The sequence below is a fragment of the Pseudomonas aphyarum genome (assembly GCF_028657055.1).
Taxonomy (GTDB): Bacteria; Pseudomonadota; Gammaproteobacteria; order Pseudomonadales; family Pseudomonadaceae; genus Aquipseudomonas; species Aquipseudomonas aphyarum.
The window spans coordinates 1-20,830 of the sequence record NZ_JAMDGS010000015.1 but is presented as its reverse complement, the minus strand read 5'-3'; the positions used below and the strand labels follow the sequence as shown (position 1 = coordinate 20,830).

Annotated in this window: 15 protein-coding genes; 1 reads left to right on the top strand and 14 read right to left on the bottom strand. The window is 62.4% G+C overall.

Annotation, left to right across the window (positions count from 1 at the left end; all coding sequences use genetic code 11):
* The first annotated feature begins 55 nt into the window (after window positions 1–55).
* Window positions 56–7,099 (top strand): NEL-type E3 ubiquitin ligase domain-containing protein, encoded by a 7,044-nt coding sequence (locus M5G18_RS23140; RefSeq protein WP_273897077.1) that lies wholly within the window; start codon window positions 56–58, stop codon window positions 7,097–7,099.
* Between the two features lie 34 nt (window positions 7,100–7,133).
* On the opposite strand, the gene ureC is transcribed toward M5G18_RS23140, so the two are convergent.
* The 14 genes from ureC to M5G18_RS23070 all read right to left on the bottom strand — a co-directional run bounded on the left by ureC (window position 7,134) and on the right by M5G18_RS23070 (window position 20,642).
* Window positions 7,134–8,834, bottom strand: a complete 1,701-nt coding sequence (ureC, locus tag M5G18_RS23135) for an urease subunit alpha (RefSeq protein WP_085685440.1) — start codon at window positions 8,832–8,834, stop codon at window positions 7,134–7,136.
* A gap of 200 nt (window positions 8,835–9,034) precedes the next feature.
* Entirely contained in the window at window positions 9,035–9,340 is a 306-nt protein-coding gene (locus M5G18_RS23130; RefSeq protein ID WP_007950605.1) for an urease subunit beta, read from the bottom strand.
* Window positions 9,340–9,873, bottom strand: a complete 534-nt coding sequence (locus tag M5G18_RS23125; protein WP_273897078.1) for a GNAT family N-acetyltransferase — start codon at window positions 9,871–9,873, stop codon at window positions 9,340–9,342. The genes M5G18_RS23130 and M5G18_RS23125 overlap by 1 nt, the downstream gene beginning before the upstream one ends.
* Before the next feature lie 5 nt (window positions 9,874–9,878).
* Entirely contained in the window at window positions 9,879–10,412 is a 534-nt protein-coding gene (locus tag M5G18_RS23120; protein ID WP_273897079.1) for a GNAT family N-acetyltransferase, read from the bottom strand.
* Window positions 10,413–10,421: 9 nt separating this feature from the next.
* The gene (gene ureA, locus M5G18_RS23115; RefSeq protein WP_007950602.1) at window positions 10,422–10,724 is read right to left on the bottom strand and encodes an urease subunit gamma; all 303 of its coding nucleotides are present in this window, start codon (window positions 10,722–10,724) and stop codon (window positions 10,422–10,424) included.
* A 335-nt stretch (window positions 10,725–11,059) separates the two neighbouring features.
* A complete protein-coding gene (locus tag M5G18_RS23110; RefSeq protein WP_273897080.1) occupies window positions 11,060–11,899 on the bottom strand; it encodes an urease accessory protein UreD in 840 nt (279 codons plus the stop codon).
* Window positions 11,900–11,942: 43 nt separating this feature from the next.
* A complete protein-coding gene (gene urtE / locus M5G18_RS23105) occupies window positions 11,943–12,641 on the bottom strand; it encodes an urea ABC transporter ATP-binding subunit UrtE (protein WP_007950600.1) in 699 nt (232 codons plus the stop codon).
* 13 nt (window positions 12,642–12,654) lie between these two features.
* Complete coding sequence (gene urtD / locus M5G18_RS23100; protein WP_007950599.1) at window positions 12,655–13,524, bottom strand: urea ABC transporter ATP-binding protein UrtD; 870 nt, start codon at window positions 13,522–13,524, stop codon at window positions 12,655–12,657.
* Window positions 13,521–14,600, bottom strand: coding sequence for an urea ABC transporter permease subunit UrtC (gene urtC, locus M5G18_RS23095; protein ID WP_085667741.1), 1,080 nt, complete (start codon window positions 14,598–14,600; stop codon window positions 13,521–13,523). The genes urtD and urtC overlap by 4 nt, the downstream gene beginning before the upstream one ends.
* Window positions 14,600–16,102 (bottom strand): urea ABC transporter permease subunit UrtB, encoded by a 1,503-nt coding sequence (urtB, locus tag M5G18_RS23090; protein ID WP_273897081.1) that lies wholly within the window; start codon window positions 16,100–16,102, stop codon window positions 14,600–14,602. The genes urtC and urtB overlap by 1 nt, the downstream gene beginning before the upstream one ends.
* A 329-nt stretch (window positions 16,103–16,431) precedes the next feature.
* Window positions 16,432–17,697: an urea ABC transporter substrate-binding protein gene (urtA, locus tag M5G18_RS23085; protein ID WP_007950596.1), complete on the bottom strand. Its 1,266-nt coding sequence runs from the start codon at window positions 17,695–17,697 to the stop codon at window positions 16,432–16,434.
* Between the two features lie 205 nt (window positions 17,698–17,902).
* A complete protein-coding gene (locus M5G18_RS23080) occupies window positions 17,903–18,913 on the bottom strand; it encodes a FecCD family ABC transporter permease (RefSeq protein WP_273897082.1) in 1,011 nt (336 codons plus the stop codon).
* Window positions 18,910–19,857: an ABC transporter substrate-binding protein gene (locus M5G18_RS23075; protein ID WP_273897083.1), complete on the bottom strand. Its 948-nt coding sequence runs from the start codon at window positions 19,855–19,857 to the stop codon at window positions 18,910–18,912. Before M5G18_RS23075 ends, M5G18_RS23080 begins: the two co-directional genes overlap by 4 nt.
* Complete coding sequence (locus tag M5G18_RS23070) at window positions 19,854–20,642, bottom strand: ABC transporter ATP-binding protein (protein WP_273897084.1); 789 nt, start codon at window positions 20,640–20,642, stop codon at window positions 19,854–19,856. Before M5G18_RS23070 ends, M5G18_RS23075 begins: the two co-directional genes overlap by 4 nt.
* Window positions 20,643–20,830: the final 188 nt, after the last annotated feature.

The following is a 20,830-nucleotide window of genomic DNA, read 5'->3' as shown; positions in this document are numbered from 1 at the left end:
GCAGCCACGGGGGTTCGCCATGGTCTGCTTTTGCTCCCTTTCAAGGAGCGAAACCATGCCCGAAATCTCTGTCACCTCGTCTTCGCCAGATAATCTTGCACCGCCGCCAGGGCGGGTCGTGACGCAAAGTCTGCACGCCGATTTTCTTCAGCAGGTCAGCCCTGGGTGGTTGATCAACGCACCGGCTCACCAGCGCGAAGCGTTGAAAAGTGCCGATACCGCCGCTCCGGACTGGTACAGGCTTGCAACGCGCGATCAACGCAAGGCGGTGGGCGATGCAGTCACCGCCAGCCTCACCGCCCAGGCTCGTCTGGACAAGGCCATGTCGACCTTCCAGGACATCGACAGCTTTGCCGCGCCGTTGCTGGCCAAAGCCCTCAAGGATCGCTTCAACGTGACGCTGGACGTCAACAAGACCTGGCTGTTGCTGAACAAACCGGTGGAGATGGGGATTTTTGCCATCGACATCGATTTTTTCGAAGTCTTGAAGCTGCCTTTGCTGCAAGCGGCTCTGCACAACTTCGAAGCCCGTGAATGTAAAAGTGGCGCCTTTCATGAAACCTCGGGATTTCGCAGTGAAACCTTGAAACCCGGCACGCTTGCACCGCTGAGCACGGCCCTGACCGTCGAGCAATTCACCGGTCTGTGCCGATCGCTGGACATCGGGGCGAAATATCAGGCTTACCTCGAGGATTTCCTGCACCCCAAGGACGCGGTGGCCGAACAGGTATTGCGCGAAAAATTCATCGACGCGCATCAAACCGCGCTGCGTGCGGCGGCCGAACTGGCGTTGGTCAAAGGCGATATCGGGCGCGAAGACTACGCCTCGATTCGCTCGATCCTCAACGGCGAACTGGCGCCGCGTCAGGGCCATCGGCAGATCTGGTTCCGTGACCTGGGCCTGATGGGTCGGCGCATGAACGGCTGCGTGATGTTCACGATCTGCGAGAAGTATCGCTACAGCGACGACTCGATCCTGTACATCCCGGGTGATCCCCACCATCCGCTCAAACGCTACAAGGGCCGGGAAATCGCCGCAATGTTCAAGCAGCGCTTCACCACGCCCGATGCCACTCAGGCTCATCCTGCCGAGCCGAACGCCTACCAACGGTTCTTCAGCCAGTTCGTCGCGTATGCCGACCGGCCGCGCTACTTCGGCCAGTTCACCGACGACACACCAGACCGCACGCTCATACAGAGGCTGGCGCCCTACGAACCGCTGTTCAACGAATTTCTCAAGGCGCTCAACCCGATCAACGCGGCGCTGACCGGCATCCGCGAGTTGCCGCCCCCGCCGCCGATCAAACAGGTGCCCAATACTGACCCCTATCTGAATCCGCTCCCCATGGCTCGCAAGGGTGGCGGGATCTGGTCGGACAATATTGACCTGTGGAGCTATCACTTCGAGCAGCATCGCGACCGGTTGATCGCCGACGCCCGCAGCCACGCAGTGCCCACGGCGGATGTCGACGCCAAAGCCCGTTCGGAGAAACTCGCCGCGTTGTTGAACATCGGCATGCTGGTGCTGATGGGCGTCTCGATGTTCGTGCCGGTGCTCGGCGAAGTGATGACGGTGGTGATGGCCGGGCAACTGTTCGAAGAAACCTTTGAAGGTGCCATCGAGTGGAGCGAAGGTGATCGCAAGGCTGCCAAGGCACATCTGATCGATGTCGCGCAAAATCTTGCGTTGATTGCCTTGATGGCGGGGGCCGGTAAGGGGCTCGCTCGACTGATGGCTGCCAGACCGGTGCCGGTCATCGAAAACCTGCATCAGGTAGAAATGCCCGACGGCACGACCCGCTTGTGGAAGCCTGACCTGAGTGGCTACGAGAGCCCGGTCACACCGGATCCGCACGCTATGCCGAATGCACTGGGGCAATACGAGGCCGGACAAGGAACCTGCATCCGGCTCGACGGCAAGACCTACCAGAAGACTTACGACGAGTCGCTCAAGGCCTGGCGCATCCAGCATCCGAGCGATCCGCACGCCTATCAGCCGGCCCTGACGCACAACGGCGCCGGCGCATGGCGGCATACCCTGGAGCGTCCGCAGGACTGGGATCGATTGACCCTGTTGCGGCGCATCGGCCACAGCACCGAATCCTTCGGTGACACGCAGCTGCTATCGCTGGCCGATGTCGCCGGTGTCAGCGACAACGCCTTGCGCAAGATGCACCTGGACAACGCTTTGCCGCCGCCGGAACTGGCGGATGCCATGCGCCTGTTCAGTGCTGAACGGGATGCCGGACTGATCGTCGAGCAGGCCGCAGGTACCCAGGCAATCGACAGTCGATTCATGCATCTGTTGCCGCTGCTGCCCGAGATGCCACGCTGGCCGTTCGGGCGCAAGCTGCAGATCCACGACAGCCCTGACCTCTCGGGGAAGGCACTCGCTTATGGGACGAAGCGCGGCGGCAAGGCACCGATCCGGATCAGCCGGGCCGAGGTGCTGAACGGTGAGTTGCCGACGCGCATACTCGCGGCGCTGGATGAAGCGGAGACGGTTCGCCTGTTGGGTGGCGAGCCTGCACGCATCCGATCGGCCCGGGCGCAGGAGTTCTCCCGACAGATCGCCGACTTCGCCAGCGCGCATCAGCCCGCGTTATTCGACAGCCTTCTCAAGGGAACCGAACCTGTCGATCACCGGACAGCAAAGCTGCAACGAGTCGTCCCAGGCCTGACCGAGCGGGCGGCAGCCGCCGTGTTGGGACAAGCCGATGCTGGGGAACTGGCGCGGCTGGACAGCGCGGCCAAGGTCCCGTCGCATTTGCAGGAACTCGGTCGCTGGTATGGTCAGGCAGGGCGCTTGAGCCGGGCCCTGGCCGGGTTGCGCAGTGAAACCATGGCTTCTGCCGACAGCGACCATCTCGCGTTGCAAACGCTGGGGCGACTGCCGGGCTGGTCCGATGACGTGCGTCTGGAAATCCGCGAGGGCAGTATCAGCGGTCCGATGCTGGACGCCATCGGCAGTGAAACGGCCTCCACGCACAAGTATCTGGTCAAGTACGGTGACGCCTATCAAGCCGCCAATGAGCGTGGCGAGCCGCTCAACAGTGTTCCGGTCAGTGGCGACAATTTTTTCGCTTCGCTGATGCACGCCTTGCCCGATCAGGCACGTCATGCGCTGGGTTGGCCGAATGTCGGGCAGAGCATCGAGTTGCGTGACGCGATCATTGACCGGGCGCTCGCCGAACGCAGTCAGTCGGCGCGGATCCTGAGTTCAGGCGCCGCAGAAAAACCATGGTTCAAACCGCCGCAACGCATTGCCCCCAGACTGTTCGGTTATCGCGCCAGCGGCGATGGACCTGGGCCGGATCCGGTGCTGACCGGGCACGTGCAGAACGTCTATCCGGGGCTGACCGACGTCCAGGCCCGGGGCTTCATTCTTGAGCAATGGCGGCTGGGCAAGACTGACCAACAGATCTTTCATCTGCTCAACAATCGATTGAGCGAATGGCGAGAGCTGGAAACAACGCTTGATCAATGGTTGATGTCGCAGAACCTGCGCCTGCGCGCTGCCCGTGACGAGTTCGTCGGCGTGGTGCAGAACATCAAGGATTGCTGGCGCAACGCGCCATTGGCCGAACACAGCGCACACGCGGCGCGCCTCTCGATCATCAGTGATACACCGTTGCCGCCGTTGACGGCCAACTTCGCCCACGTGCGCGAGCTGACGCTCCGCGCCCCGATGGTCGCCGACACACTCGCCGGGTTTCCCAACGTCGAGAAGCTGTCTCTCAGCGCCGGCGCCTCGGAATTCGACAAGGTACTCACCCTGCTGAAGTCGCTGCGGCAGATGACCCGCCTGAAGCTCTCGACGCCCATTACCGGCCAGGTCGCTTCCAGGCTGCGGGATCTGACGCGACTCGAAGAGCTGGAGCTGCACTGCACCAGCAGCGGCATGAATCCGGTGGTTCCCGTGACGCTTGATGTCAGTGGCATGCGCCAGTTGCGCAAGCTCGAAGTCGTCAGTGTGCAGATGCAACAGTGGCCGCGCGGCGTTCTGGACTTGCCCAGGCTTGAGCGCTTGAATCTGCGCAGGACATCGATCAATACCCTGCCGATGGAGATCTACGAAGGCCACCAGCGCCTGTTGTCGGGCCTGTCGCTGGACTGGTCGAAATTCCCGCGTCGGGTGTTCAAGCCGATCTACGAGTTCGTGCGCAGTCAGCCGCGACACCTGATCGATCTGGACGAGATGGTCAGCGACTACTGCCGCGGTGAACTCAAGCGGTTTGTCGGCATGCAACCGAGTCTGTTCGATGTCTTGAGCACCGGGTTCAGGGCGCAGTGGACGGACGTCGGCAGCCGGCTCACGGCGATAGAAACCTTGAGCGAGCAATTCAGCGAGCTCAACCGGCTGGACGAGTGGGTCGGTCCCCAGCCAACCGTGCTCAACGGCGGCGACGCGCGCTCGGCAGTGGCTGAAGCCTTGAAGGCGAGCTGGCGCGGCGGATTGTTCCAGCGGTATGGCGCGCGCACCGAAAGCGTGTTTTTCAACCTGTATGTCAGCCTGCCCAACGATGCTTCAGTGCTGGATATTCTCGGTACTCCTATTGAGACCTTGCCGGCTTTATCCGCCGAAGGTTTTACCCATGTCAGAAGTCTGCATCTGGCAGGGTTGCAGGCTCCTGTCGAGCAGCTGCGCGGCTTCATCAGTACCTTTTCAGCGGTCGATACCCTGGACCTCAGCCATTGTGGCTTGAACGAACTGCCACTGGACGCCAATGCCCTGCCGGCACTCGAAAGCCTGAACTTGCACAACAACCCGCTGACCCGTGTCGACGTGCGTGGCATGAATCGCCTGAAGGCGCTGGACCTGAGCGCGACCGCGCTGCGCGAGTGGCCGAGCGGGGTCGAGGATTTGCCCGAGTTGACCTGGCTGGATCTCAGTGACAGCCAACTCACCTCGTTGCCACAGGCGCTGCTGACGCGTGACACGCGGCTGCTCGATACCAGTCTGACGGGCAACCCGCTGAGCGAGGAGAGCGAAACGGCCCTTGCCACTGCACGACAGCGGGTTGAAAACACGCTGGGTCTGGGCTCAGGCTCGCTGCAGCGTTTTGCCCTGGAGGAGCCGCGCCATCGCACACCGCCCGCAGAAAGCGGCTCGGTCATCGCGCGGCGCTTGTTGCCATTACCGCCGTTGCCGGTGGGAGAAGACGCGCTGCTCCAGGTGCGGCGGATCCAGCGTCTGCGCCCGGAATACGATCAAGTGCGCGCGCAGACAAGCATTGAGCGTATGCAGGACGCCGGGTTGAGCCCGGCACAGATTGGCGAGCGGATCGAGCACTGGGAACGTTCATTCGAGTCGCTGACGCGGCGCTTGAACAATTGGCTGTTCACGCATGAGACCCGGGGCATGGACTGGGTGGTGTCATCGCGTACTCGTCAGTTGGCTGCGCAACGCATCATCGAATGCTGGCGCGACGGCACGATCGACTGGAACGGCCTCACCGACCGCGAGTTGAGCCTCGACGGCCTGCAAGTGGGCGACTTGCCGGAACTGGGCGAAGCGATGCCGGCAGTGAGCAATCTCAACCTGGCTGGAGTCAAGCTGTCGGCCAGCGGTTCCAATGGTTTTCTGAAGTCCTTTACCCGGGTCCGCCGACTCAACCTCAGCGGCAATCATTTGCAGACGATCCCCGAACCGGTGGCACAGATGCACTCGCTGGAACGGCTGGAAATGGCGCTTACCGGTCTGACCGATGTCGCACCGCTGTATCCGACGCTGGAAGGTCTGGCGCAGTTGCAATGGCTGGATCTGAGCCATAACAGTCTGCGCACGTTCAGTGTCACCCGACTCGGGCGTCTGGAACGCCTGGATCTACGGGATAACCTGCTGACGCAATGGCCTGATGGCTCGTTGCAATCGGCGCACCTGCGAGCCATCGACCTGAGCAACAATGAAATTTCGTCGATTCCCGCGCAGCTGTATGACCCTGCCTACGCAGCATTGCTCGCCGGCAGCAATCTTGCGGAAAACTACGAAATATCCCAACTCAGCCTGGCCGCTCTGCGTGACTACGCCGACGCGCATGGACGACGCGATGTGCTGGGCCTGACGTATGCCGATATCGACCGGATGATCGACGACCTGGACAGCAGCACTGACAGTGATATCGAGCCTGTAGACAGTGAGCTGGAACCGGATGAGGTGGTGCCGACACTCGCCGAAGATGTCCTCGAACAGCAGGCGACGCCGTGGATCGAAAACATCGCGCCGGAGGACGCCGTACGCTATCGGGCGATGTGGCAGCGATTGGCCGGCGAACCTGACAATGGCGCGTTCTTCCATCTGCTGTCGCGAATGCCGGACAGTGAAGAGTTCCGGGTGTTTCGCGCCGATCTGACGCGGCGGGTCTGGGAAATTGTCGAGGCTGCCGATGGCAGTCAGGAACTGCGCGACACGCTGTTTTCCATGGCCACCACCCACACCACTTGCGTCGACGGGCGAACCCTGGCGCTCAGTGAAATCGAGGTCAAGGTGTTCGAGTACAACGCGCTGCGTCACCTGCAGCCGGGGCTTGCCCAGCGCGGTCGCGTGTTGCTTGATCTGTCGCGACAACTGTTCCGACTGGGCGAGGTGGAAAAACTCGCCGCGCGCAGCATGGAGCGTCACGCTGATCCTGCGGAGGTGCGCCTGCAATATCGAATCGGCCTGACCTCAGGCTGGGATGATGGACTGCAGTTGCCGGGGCAACCAAGCCACATGCGCTTTGCCCGACCCATCCGCGGCGATGAACTGGCAACCGCCCGTGCTGCAGTGGTACAGGCCGAAAAAAGTGAGCGGTTCTATGAGGAGTTGATCAGTCGTGATTACTGGGTGCAGTACCTGACCGAGAAATACCCGGACGAAATCGGCGCGCTCAAGCGCAGTGCTGACGTGCAACTCGAACGGCTGGAGGACGAGCACGAGGACCTCACCAGCACGGCGTATCACGAGGCGGTGCAGATGCTTGAGGTTGAGCGCAGCATCGCGCGCAATCAGCAGCTGATTGCCTTGTCGCGTCTGGAAACCGGCGAGCCGGCGACGGTCGGACTCGATGGCAATCAGCCTGGGCCTTCGCGGTATCTGATGGACAGCTCTTCTCTCTAGTCAGCGATAGCCCCGGGGCGACCGGGGCTTCACTTCAGAACAGAAAGTAACGCTGCGCCATCGGCAGGGTTTCGGCCGGTTCACACCAGAGCAACACGCCGTCGGCCTTGACCTGGTAGGTCTGCGGGTCGACGTCGATGTTGGGCAGGTAATCGTTGTGGATCAGGTCGGTCTTCTGCACGTCGCGGCAACCTTTGACCACGGCGATTTTCTTCTTCAAACCCAACGCTTCGGGCAGTCCCGACGCCTGCGCCGCCTGACTGATGAAGGTCAGGCTGGTGGCATGCAGCGAGCCGCCGTAACTGGCGAACATCGGGCGGTAGTGCACCGGTTGTGGCGTCGGGATCGACGCGTTGGCGTCGCCCATCAGGCTGGCGGCGATGGCGCCGCCCTTGAGGATCAGCGTCGGTTTCACGCCGAAGAATGCCGGGCGCCACAGCACCAGATCGGCCCATTTGCCGACTTCCACCGAACCCACTTCATGGCTGATGCCGTGGGTGATCGCCGGGTTGATCGTGTACTTGGCGATGTAGCGTTTGGCGCGGAAGTTGTCGTTGCCTTCGCCGTCCTGCGCGAGTGGGCCGCGCTGCTTTTTCATCTTGTCGGCGGTCTGCCAGGTGCGCGTGATGACTTCGCCGACGCGGCCCATGGCCTGGCTGTCGGAGCTGATCATCGAGAACGCGCCGAGGTCGTGGAGGATGTCTTCGGCGGCAATCGTTTCGCGGCGGATGCGGCTTTCGGCGAACGCCACGTCTTCGGCAATGCTCGGGTCGAGGTGGTGGCAGACCATCAGCATGTCGAGGTGTTCGTCGATGGTGTTGCGGGTGAACGGCCGGGTCGGGTTGGTCGAACTCGGCAGCACGTTGGCGAAACCGCAGGCCTTGATGATGTCCGGCGCATGGCCGCCACCGGCACCTTCGGTGTGATAGGTGTGGATGGTGCGGCCCTTGAACGCGCCGAGGGTGGTTTCGACGAAACCGGACTCGTTGAGGGTGTCGGTGTGAATTGCCACTTGCACGTCGTACTGGTCGGCGACGCTCAGGCAGTTGTCGATGCTCGCCGGGGTGGTGCCCCAGTCTTCGTGCAGCTTGAGGCCGATGGCGCCGGCCTTGACCTGCTCGATCAGAGGCTCCGGCAGGCTGGCGTTGCCCTTGCCGGTGAGGCCGATGTTCATCGGGAACGCGTCGGCGGCCTGGAGCATCCGCGCCAGGTGCCACGGCCCAGAAGTGCAGGTCGTTGCATTGGTGCCGGTGGCCGGCCCGGTGCCGCCGCCGATCATGGTGGTGACGCCGCTCATCAGCGCTTCTTCGATCTGCTGCGGGCAGATGAAGTGGATGTGGGTGTCGATGCCGCCAGCGGTGAGGATCATGCCTTCGCCGGCGATCACTTCGCTGCTGGCGCCGATGGCGATGGTCACGCCGGGCTGCACGTCCGGGTTGCCGGCCTTGCCAATGGCGGCGATGCGTCCGTCCTTGAGGCCGACGTCGGCTTTGACGATGCCCCAGTGGTCGATGATCAGCGCGTTGGTGATGACGGTGTCGACCACTTCGGCCGCCAGCAACTGGCTCTGGCCCTGGCCGTCGCGGATCACTTTGCCGCCGCCGAATTTCACTTCTTCGCCGTAGGTGGTGAAGTCCTGTTCGACCTCGATCCACAGCTCGGTGTCGGCCAGGCGCACCTTGTCGCCGACGGTGGGGCCGAACATGTCGGCGTAGGCTTGTCTGGAAATCTTCATCTAGCGTCCTTCAGAGAAATCGCGGTGAGCCATTGACCCTCACCCTAACCCTCTCCCGGAGGGAGAGGGGACTGATCGCGTGTTTCTTTCGACATACATCGACCTGAGATGTCGAGTCGAGCTCAGGGTTTGAAATGCCCCCAATCGGCTCCCTCTCCCCTGGGAGAGGGCTGGGGTGAGGGGCAGCGGTACACGCGGACTCAGAGGTCCCCCATGACCCGCCCGGCAAACCCGAACACCCGGCGATGTCCGGCGTAATCCACCAGTTCCACTTCGCGGCTTTGTCCCGGCTCGAAGCGCACGGCCGTGCCCGCCGGAATGTTCAGGCGCATGCCACGGCTGGCCGCGCGGTCGAAGGTCAGGGCGTCATTGGTTTCGAAAAAGTGATAGTGCGAGCCGACCTGGATCGGCCGGTCGCCGCTGTTCGCCACTTTCAGGCTGACGGTGCGACGACCGACGTTGAGTTCGATGTCGCCGGGCTGGATTTTGTACTCGCCGGGAATCATCAGTTCGCTCCTTGCAGGACTTTGTAGTAGAGGGCCGTCGGGCGATAGGTGCCGTTCGGGTCGCAGGCGTAGTCGGGAATTTCCCCGGCGCGGGTGTAACCCAGGGCCTTGTAGAAATCTTCGGCGGGGGAACCGGCCTCGGTGTCGAGGTAAAGCATGCCGCGCTTGTATTGGCGGGCTGCCAGCTCAAGCGCTTCCATCAACTGCTGGCCGAGGCCGCGCCGCCGGGCGTGTTCGCGCACCAGCAGTTTTTGCACCTCGGCGCGGTTCAGGCCGTTGGCCTTCTGGCACAGGCTCAACTGGACGCTGGCCTGCACCTGTTCGTCCTTGACCACCACCCACAGCAAGACGCTGCCCTTGTTCAGGTTGTCCTGCACATCGTCGAAATAAGCGCGGGCCTGTGTGGCATCGAGATCGGCCATGAAGCCGACGCTGGCGCCATAACCCACGGCGTCGAGCAGCAGGTCGATCAGGCCCTGACGATAGTGCGCAAAACTTTCAGCATTGACGCGTCGCAGTTGGGCGGGGTTCATCGGTGTCACTCCTTGTGGGCGGGCGGCGGCTCCGCGCCAGGATTGAGGGTCAGTTGCATGAAGGTCAGGTCGAGCCAGCGGCCGAATTTGGTGCCGACTTGCGGCATCTGCCCGGTGGTGATGAAATCGGCGCGCTCGTGCAGGCGGATCGACGCGGCGTTGCCGCTTTCGATGGCGGCGACCATGACGTGCTTGTCGCAGGTCTTCGCGCGTTCGATCAGCGCGGTCATCAGTTGCGGGCCGAGGCCGTTGCCGCGCTGGTCGCTGCGCACGTAGACCGAATGCTCGACGGTGTGGCGGAAACCGTCGAACGGCCGCCAGTCACCGAACGAAGCGTAGCCGAGGGTGGTGTTGTCGGCGTCGACGATCACCAGGATCGGATAACCCTGGGCCTGGCGCGCACTGAACCACGCCTGACGGTTGCCGAGATCGACCGGGGATTCGTTCCAGATCGCCGTGGTGTTGAGCACGGCGTCGTTGTAGATGTCGCGGATCGCCGGCAGGTCGGCGTGCAGTGCATCGCGGATGGTGTAAGTCATGGCGCGGCCTCAGACGATCGGTTGATGGACGGTGACCAGTTTGGTGCCGTCGGGGAACGTCGCTTCGACCTGGATCTCCGGGATCATTTCCGGGATGCCTTCCATCACCTGATCGCGGGTCAGCAGGGTGGTGCCGTAGTGCATCAGTTCGGCCACGGTCTGGCCGTCACGGGCGCCTTCGAGCAGCGCCGCCGAGATGAAAGCCATGGCTTCCGGGTAGTTGAGTTTCACGCCACGGGCCAGTCGCCGCTCGGCAACGAGGCCGGCGGTGAAGATCAGCAGCTTGTCTTTTTCGCGTGGGGTCAGGTCCATCGTTTGAAATCCATTTGGGCAGATTTGTGTGGTTCTTTCGGTTTGAGGGGTGTCAGTCAGACCCAGCCCTCACCCTAGCCCTCTCCCGGAGGGAGAGGGGACTGAACTCGGTCGTTTTCAATGGCCAGTTCAGTCAGTTGAATTCTTGTGTCTGAAACATTTCCAGCGGTCACCCCGGTCAGGCTCCCTCTTTCTCTGGGGGAGGGGACTGATTTCGGTTTTTTGTCATGGCCGGGTCAGTCAGCAACATTCTTGAGTTAACAAATTCTTTTCAGGCTCCTCGGTCAGGCTCCCTCTCCCCTCCGGGGAGAGGGCGGGGGGTGAGGGGCTGGCCCTCAAGTACTCCAGATTCTCGGCGGCTGAGCTTCACGGCCGAGCAGCGCAGGCCTGAGCAATCGCCACAGATCGATCAACCACCCACGCGCCAGCAACGCTTCACTGGCCAGGCAACGGGCGACCAACAGACCGGGCAACTGCGTCAGATCCCCGCGCACGTCGTGCTCCAGCGAGCGGCAGCGCTCCAGCAATTCAGCATCGACTTCACCGGTCACCAGCAACGTCGCAAAAACCGGATTGCCATCCAGCCCGATCGGCGAATCAAGCAAACCGTCATCGCCGACGATGCGCTGGCGCTCATGCCACAACAACCGGCCATCACGGCGAATATCCAGATGCGCCTGGAAATGCCCAAGATCGAAGCGCTCGCCACTGGCTGGACGCCCGAGTGCCACCACGTCCCAGTAGAACAGCCGCGCATCGCCTTCAAGCTCGATCGCAGTCGTGAGTTCAGCCTGGGCGGCGCTGTAGACGATGGTCTCCTGAGGCAGCCATTCCAGTGTCGCGCCATCGGCGACATGCAGGTTCAGCGACTGATAAGCGGGCCCCGCCGCGCGATACCACTTGGCCGCGCCGGGGCTGGTGATCTGCGCCCAGGCGCCTTGTTCGACGCGAGCGCTGATGTCCAGCCGGTCACCCCCGGCAATCCCGCCCGGCGGGTGGACGATGATGTGCTGACAGACCTCAGGCCCTTCGGCGTACAGATGCTTTTGCACCCGCAGCGGGCCGAGGTGCCGGCGTCGGGTCGGCCGCGTGCAATCGCCGAAGCGGGCGTAGGCCAGCTCCAGCTCGGCGTGCCAGCTCGGGGTAAACAGGGCAGTCGCAACAGGTAAGTTCATGTTTTCTGATTATCGTTAGGACGCTACAGATTAGACCGTAACCTCAAATAGTCACCAGCCCGCGTACACCTTCGGCTTCCATATTTTCGCCACGGCCCTGCTGCACGATCTCGCCCCGGGACATCACCAGGTACTGATCGGCCAGTTCCGCGGCGAAATCGTAAAACTGCTCCACCAGCAGAATCGCCATGTCGCCACGGGCCGCGAGCTTCTTGATCACCGCGCCGATCTCCTTGATCACCGACGGCTGGATGCCTTCGGTGGGTTCGTCGAGGATCAGCAGTCGCGGACGGCTGGCCAGTGCGCGGCCAATCGCGAGCTGCTGTTGCTGACCGCCGGACAAGTCACCACCGCGCCGCTGTTTCATTTGCAGCAGCACCGGGAACAGCTCGTAAATGAACGCCGGAACCTCCTTGGCTTCGCTGCCGGGGAATCGCGACAGACCCATCAGCAGATTCTCTTCCACAGTCAGCCGGCCGAAGATCTCCCGACCCTGCGGCACGTAGGCGATCCCGGCGTGCACCCGTTGATGCGGCTTGAACGTGGTGATCGGTTTGCCCTCCCAGTTCACCGCGCCTTCCTTGGCCGGCAACAGGCCCATCAGGCATTTGAGCAGCGTGGTCTTGCCCACGCCGTTACGCCCGAGCAGGCAGGTCACTTCGCCGACCTTCACGTCAAAGCTCAGGCCACGCAGGATGTGGCTTCCGCCGTAGTACTGGTGCAGCTTGTCGACTTGCAGCATGTTCAATTCCTCTTCAGCGGCCGAGATAGACTTCGATCACGCGCTCGTTGTCCTGCACCTGTTCCAGCGATCCTTCGGCCAGCACGCTGCCCTGATGCAACACCGTGACGTGGTCGGCAATCGAGCCGACGAAACCCATGTCGTGTTCCACCACCATCAGCGAGTGCTTGCCCGCGAGCGACTTGAACAGCTCGGCGGTGAACTCGGTTTCGGCGTCGGTCATGCCCGCCACCGGTTCATCGAGCAGCAGCAATTGCGGGTCCTGCATCAGCAACATGCCGATTTCCAGAAACTGTTTCTGCCCGTGGGACAGCAGCCCCGCCGGACGGTTGACTGAAGTGGTCAGGCGAATGGTGTCGAGCACTTCGCTGATCCGGTCTTTCTGCTCGCCGCTCAACTTTGCCCGCAGACTGGCCCACACCGACTTGTCGGTTTTCTGCGCCAGTTCCAGGTTCTCGAACACGCTCAACGCTTCGAACACTGTGGGTTTCTGGAACTTGCGACCGATGCCGGCCTGGGCGATCTGCACTTCGCTCATCTGCGTCAGGTCGAGGGTTTCGCCGAACCACGCCTTGCCATGACTCGGGCGGGTCTTGCCGGTGATCACGTCCATCAGCGTGGTCTTGCCCGCGCCGTTGGGGCCGATGATGCAGCGCAGTTCGCCGACGCCGATGTACAGGTTCAGATTGTTCAGCGCCCGGAAACCGTCGAAGCTGACGCTGATGTCTTCCAGGGTCAGGATCGTGCCGTGACGGGTGTCGAGGCCCGGACCGACGCGTTGCCCGAGGCCGATCGAGTCGCGGCTGGTGCCTTCGTCCTTGTTCGGCTCCACCGGGAAAAACGCCGGTTCCAGCATGAATTCAGCGCTCGCCGTGACTCTCATGATTCACCTCGTTTCTTCAGCAGACCGATCACGCCTTTGGGCAGGTACAACGTCACGACGATGAACAGCGCGCCGAGAAAGAACAGCCAGTATTCGGGGAAGGCCACGGTGAACCAGCTCTTCATGCCGTTGACCACACCGGCGCCGAGCAGCGGGCCGATCAGCGTGCCGCGCCCGCCAAGGGCCACCCACACGGCGGCTTCGATCGAGTTGGTCGGCGACATTTCACTCGGGTTGATGATCCCCACCTGCGGCACGTACAGCGCGCCGGCCAGACCACACAACACCGCGCTCAACACCCAGACGAACAGCTTGAAACCGCGCGGATCGTAGCCGCAGAACATCAGGCGGTTTTCCGCATCGCGCAACGCGGTCAGCACCCGGCCGAACTTGCTGCGGGCCAGGCGCCAGCCGATGAACAGGCTCGCCACCAGCAGCAACACCGTCGCCAGAAACAGCACCGCGCGAGTACCGGGTTCGGTGATGCCGAAACCGAGGATCGTGCGGAAATTGGTGAAACCGTTGTTGCCGCCGAAGCCGGTCTCGTTGCGGAAAAACAGCAGCATCCCGGCGAAGGTCAGGGCCTGGGTCATGATCGAGAAATACACGCCCTTGATCCGCGAACGGAAGGCGAAGAAACCGAACACCAGCGCTAGCAATCCCGGCGCCAACACTACCAGGCACATCGCCCAGAGGAAGTTGCCGGTGCCGCTCCAGTACCACGGCAATTCCGTCCAAGACAGAAAGGTCATGAACGCCGGCAAACCATCGCCGGCAGCCTGGCGCATAAGGTACATGCCCATCGCATAACCGCCGAGGGCGAAGAACAGACCGTGACCCAGCGACAAAAGACCTGCGTAACCCCAGACCAGATCCAGTGCGAGGGCGACGATGGCGTAGCAGAGAATCTTGCCGACCAGCGTCAGGGTGTAAGCGGAAACGTGCAGCGCACTGTCCGCCGGCAACAGCGACAGCAGCGGCAGGGCGATCAGCAACGCGAGAACCACCGCGCCGATGGCTAGGGTGACTTTGGGGCCGGCCTTTTGTGTGGCCGTGACAAGTAGAGGCTGGTTCATCAGTCGATCACCCGTCCTTTCAGTGCGAAGAGGCCTTGCGGACGTTTCTGGATGAACAGAATGATCAGCGCGAGGATCAGGATCTTGCCGAGCACCGCACCGATCTGCGGTTCGAGAATCTTGTTGGCGATGCCCAGGCCGAACGCGGCGAACACGCTGCCGGCCAGTTGGCCGACACCGCCGAGCACCACCACCAGGAACGAGTCGATGATGTAGCTCTGGCCGAGGTCCGGGCCGACGTTGCCGATCTGGCTCAGGGCCACGCCACCGAGTCCGGCGATGCCCGAGCCGAGGCCGAAGGCGAGCATGTCGACGCGACCGGTAGGCACGCCGCAGCAGGCGGCCATGTTGCGGTTCTGGGTGACGGCGCGCACGTTCAGACCGAGGCGAGTCTTGTTCAGCAGCAACCAGGTCAGCACCACCACGAACAGGGCGAAGGCGATGATCACGATGCGGTTGTACGGCAGCACCAGATTCGGCAACACCTGAATCCCGCCGGACAGCCACGCCGGGTTCGCCACTTCAACGTTCTGCGCACCGAACACCAGGCGCACCAGCTGAATCAGCATCAGGCTGATGCCCCAGGTGGCGAGCAGGGTTTCCAGTGGGCGGCCGTAGAGATGACGGATCACCGTGCGCTCCAGGGCCATGCCGATGGCGGCGGTGACGAAGAACGCCACCGGCAGCGCGATCAGCGGATAGAACTCGATGGCCTGCGGTGCGTAGCGCTGGAACATCAACTGAACGACGTAGGTCGAGTAAGCACCGAGCATCAGCATTTCGCCGTGGGCCATGTTGATCACACCGAGCAGGCCGAAGGTGATCGCCAGCCCCAGCGCCGCGAGCAACAGAATCGAACCGAGGGACATGCCGCTGAAGGCCTGGCCGAGCAGTTCGCCAACCAGCAGTTTGCGCTTGACCTGGGCGAGGCTGGTTTCGGCGGCGGTGCGCACGTTGGCGTCGGTTTCTACGCCGGGTTCGAGCAAGCCTTCGAGGCGAGTACGAGCCAATGGGTCGCCGGTTTCACCGAGCAGACGCACGGCCGCGAGGCGCACCGCCGGGTCGGTGTCGACCAGTTGCAGATTGGCCAGCGCCAGGCTCAGGGCCGCGTGGACGCTTTCATCTGTTTCGCCAGCCAGTTGCTGGTCGAGGAATTTCAGCTGCGCGGGTTTGGCGCTTTTCTGCAATTGCTGCGCGGCAGTCAGACGGGTTTTGGCGTCGGCGGCGAGCAATTGGTGGCTGGCCAGTGCGGTGTCGATCAGACCCCGCAGGCGATTGTTCAGGCGCAGGGTTTTGGGTTGGCCGTCGACGGTCAGTTCGCCTTGTTGCAGGGCGTTGATCAGTTCGATGCGGGCCGGATCGGGCTGCGCGGCCCAGGCTTCCAGCAGTTTGGCCTGTTGGGTGGGGTTGGCGGCGACGAAGTCTTCCGCATCCCCAGCATGGACGGCCATCGGCAGCAGCAGTGCGATGGCGCAGATAAAGCGGTAGATGGCAGTTGGCATTGGTGGTGTCCTGTTCAACCGCCCCCTCACCCTAACCCTCTCCCGGAGGGAGAGGGGACTGACCGAGGTGTTTGAGCGATGTGCTGCAACCTTCAGATTCGAGTCGAACTCAGGCTTTGAAAAGCTTGAAGATCTACTCCCTTTCCCCTCTCACTCAGGGAGAGGGGACTGACCGAGGTGCTTGAGCGATGTGCTGCAACTTGCAGATTCGAGTCGAACTCAGGCTTTGAAAGGCTTGAAGATCGGCTCCCTTTCCCCCTCGCCCCCTTGGGGAGAGGGCTGGGGTGAGGGGGATGGATCTCAAGCCGTTCCCTCACTCCAGACCTGACTCAGTTGCTCTTCACCGCATACTCCGGCTTCTTGTCATTACCCGGAATGAACGGACTCCAGGGCTGCGCCCGAATCGGCCCCTCGGTCTGCCACACCACGTTGAACTGACCGTCGCTCTGGATCTCGCCGATCATCACCGGTTTGTGCAGGTGGTGATTGGTCTTGTCCATGGTCAGGGTGTAGCCGGACGGCGCGGCGAAGGTCTGGCCGCCGAGCGCTTCGCGGACCTTGTCGACGTCGGTCGATTTGGCTTTCTCCGCCGCCTGCGCCCACATGTGGATGCCGACGTAAGTGGCTTCCATCGGGTCGTTGGTCACCGCTTTGTCGGCGCCCGGCAGGTTGTGTTTCTTCGCGTAGGCTTTCCAGTCGGCGACGAATTTCTTGTTCGCCGGGTTATCCACCGATTCGAAGTAGTTCCACGCCGCGAGGTTGCCCACCAGCGGTTTGGTGTCGATGCCACGCAGTTCTTCTTCACCCACCGAGAATGCCACCACCGGTACGTCGGTCGCCTTAAGGCCCTGGTTGGCCAGCTCTTTGTAGAACGGCACGTTGGAGTCGCCATTCACGGTGGAGATCACAGCGGTCTTGCCGCCGGCCGAGAATTTTTTGATGTTGGCGACGATGGTTTGATAGTCGCTGTGGCCGAACGGGGTGTAGACCTCTTCGATGTCTTTATCCGCTACGCCTTTGGAATGCAGGAACGAACGCAGGATCTTGTTGGTAGTGCGCGGATACACGTAGTCGGTGCCGAGCAGGAAGTAGCGCTTGGCGCTGCCGCCTTCTTCGCTCATCAGGTATTCAACCGCCGGGATCGCTTGCTGGTTTGGCGCGGCGCCGGTGTAGAACACGTTCGGCGACATCTCTTCACCTTCGTATTGCACCGGATAGAACAGCAGGCCGTTGAGTTCTTCGAACACCGGCAGCACCGATTTGCGCGACACCGAGGTCCAGCAGCCGAACACCACCGCGACCTTGTCCTGCGTCAGCAACTGCCGGCCCTTTTCCGCGAACAACGGCCAGTTCGACGCCGGGTCGACCACCACCGGTTCGAGCATCTTGCCGTTCACTCCGCCCTTGGCGTTGATCTCGTCGATAGTCATCAACGCCATGTCCTTGAGCGACGTTTCGGAGATCGCCATGGTGCCGGACAACGAATGCAGAATCCCGACCTTGATGGTCTCGGCGGCCTGTACGGTCCAGGTCATGCCCATCGCGGCAATGGATGCCGTGAGTGTGAAAGCCTTGATCAAACTGCGACGCTTCATTGTGCGATCTCCATGAACGTTAAAGTTTTTTATGGTTGGCAGATGCGAACGACTGAAGGCTGTTTTGCAAGGGCTGTGCCCGGTCGGGTTTGGGCAGGGAAATGTCGGTTTAGAGCGGTTGCGCACAGAGTCGGCGCACCATGAGAGGACGTGTTGCATGCAAAGGTGCAGCGGGGTGCGCCAGATTGGGGCGCACCCGGAGGATTCAGCGGCGGCGCATCAGGCCGATGAAGAACAGGCCACCGAGGGCTGCGGTGGCGACGCCAATGGGCAGGTCTTCGGGGGCTATCAACGTGCGTGCGGCGACGTCTACCCAGACGAGAAAGACGCTGCCGAGCAACACGCACACCGGCAGCAGACGCCGGTGCTCGGCACCGATCAGGCGCCGGGCAATGTGCGGCACCATCAGCCCGACAAAACCGATGGAGCCGCTGATCGACACCAGCACCCCGGTCATCAGCGAAGCAATCACGAACACCCGCAGACGCACCGCCCGGGCATCCAGGCCGAGGGTGACGGCGGTCTGTTCGCCGGCCATCAAGGCGTTCAATGGCCGGGCCAGGCCCAGCAGCAAAATCAACCCGAGCAACACGCTGAGCGCCGGCACCGCGAGCAATTCCCAGCGTGCCAGACCGAGGCCGCCGAGCATCCAGAACATCACCGCCGAACTGGCGCGGTGATCGCCCATGAACAACAGCAGATTGGCGATCGCCATCATCACGAACGACACCGCCACACCGCACAGCAGCAGACGATCACTGTCCAGCCGACCCTGCCGGTTGGCGATGCCCAGCACCAGAAACATGCTCAGCAATGCGCCGATGAACGCGGCAATCGGCAAGGTCAGCAGGCCGACGATTTCACCGACGTGCAGCACCACGATCACCGCGCCGAGGGTGGCGCCGGAGGTGACGCCGAGCAGGTGCGGATCGGCCAGCGGATTTCGCGTGACTGCTTGCAGCACCGCGCCGATCAACGCCAGCCCGGCGCCCACCAATGCACCGAGCAACATGCGCGGCACGCGGATCAGCCAGACGATGTGTTCCTGGCCGGCGCTCCAGTCCGGTACGCCGAGGCCGAACAGTTTGTGCAGCAGAATCCGCCACACCACGTCCACCGGCACCCGCGCCGGGCCGAAACCGAGCGACACCACGCACGACACCAGCAACACCGCGCCGAGGGCAATCAGCAGCCAGCCGTAACGACGATTGATCATTCGCCGTGGAAACCTTTGGCCAAGGTTTCAACTGCCAGCACGTTGTCGATCCCCGGCGTGGCCTGCACGTAAGGGATGACGATGAAGCGCTGGTTCTTGATCGCGTCCACCGATTGCAGCGCCTTGTTCTTCAGCAGGAATTCAATCTTCTGCTCGGCGGTGATTTCGCTGTAGTCGACGATCACGATCACCTGCGGATTGCGCTCGACCACGGTTTCCCAGTTGACCCGGGTCCAGCTCGCTTCGACGTCATCGAGAATGTTGCGCCCGCCGGCGGCGTCGATCAGCGCTTGCGGCATGCCGAGGCGGCCGGAGGTCATGGCGCGGTCTTCGCCGCTGTCGTACAGGAACACCCGTGGTTTCTCGGCGGGCAGGTCTTTGCGGACTTCGGCGACCTGACTTTGCATGTCGGCGATCAGCGCGTTGGCGCGATCCTGCACGTCGAAAATCTTTCCGAGGTTGCGCAGGTCGTTGTAAGTGTCGTCCAGCGTGGCGGCGGGGCGCTTCATCACGAAGGCGCAGGACTCGGTCAGTTCATAGACGTTGATGCCCAGCGGTTGCAGGGTCTGCGGCGTGAGATCGCCACCGACGCGCATGCCGTAGTCCCAGCCGGCGAAGAAGAAATCGACGTTGGCGTTGAGCAGGGTTTCCACCGACGGGTACTTGGCTGCCAGTTCCGGCAGACCGTCGAGCAGGCTCTGCATTTCAGGCGTTACCGACTTCCAGCCACTGACGCCGCTGTAGCCGGCCATCTTCGACTTGAGGCCGAGGGCGAGCATCATCTGGGTCATGTTGATGTCGTGACTGACCGCGTGCTTCGGCGCTTCCTTGAAGGTGACTTCACGGTTGCAGCTCTGGATCGTCAGCGGGTACTTGGTGGCCTCGGCAAAGGCGTGGGTGGTGCCCAGCAGCAGAGCGAGGCAAAGCAGGGAGCGCACAGTCATGGTCGGGTTATCCAGGTGATTCGCGGGTAGCCGTGGAGGGGGTGGGGGTCGATCAATGCTTCGACGCCGAACACGTCGCGCAGCAGTTCGACGGTCAGGACTTCTTGCGGCGTGCCGCTGGCGATGATGCGACCGTGGTTGATCACATACAAACGGTCGCAGAACGCGGCGGCGAGGTTCAGGTCGTGAATGCTTGCCAGGGTGCCGATCTGCAAACGCTTGACCAGTTGCAGCAGTTCCAGCTGATAGCGCGGGTCGAGGTGGTTGGTCGGCTCATCGAGGATCAACAGTTGCGGTTGCTGGGTCAGGGCCCGGGCGAGGATCACGCGTTGTTTTTCACCGCCGGACAGGGTGGCGAACGCGTGGTCTTCGAAGCCGTCGAGTCCCACGGATTTGAGTGCCTGGGTGGCGAGCTGACGGTCTTCCAGCGTGTCGCCGTCGAACAGGCCTTTGTGTGGCGTGCGGCCCATGGCGACCACTTCTTCGACGGTCAGGCCGAAGGCGTCGGGGAATTCCTGCAGCACCACGGCGATGCGTTGCGCGCACCAGCGTGAAGATTGCTTCCACACGTTGTGGTGATCGAGTCTGACCTCACCGTGTTCCGGCTGGCTGAAACGGTAGGCGCAGCGCAACAGGCTGGTCTTGCCGCTGCCATTGGGCCCGATCAGCCCGACGAACTCACCGGCGGCCACTTGCAACGAGGCGTCACGCAGCTGGAACTGGTGATGGCAGTGGCCGTGGCCCAGAGGTGTCCAGGCGAGATGGGTGAGGGTGAGTGATGTCATAGAGCGTTCAGTGTGATCTCGATTTCTGTGTTTTTTCCGGTAGATCCATCCCCCTCACCCCAGCCCTCTCCCCCCCCGGGGGGGGGGGGGGAAGGGGCGGCGTTTCTGCTCTTCTGTCGACCCACCGGGAGCCCCGCTTTCACCCCCCGGTTTAAAAAAGCCCCCCAACCCCCTCCCCTCCCCCCCCC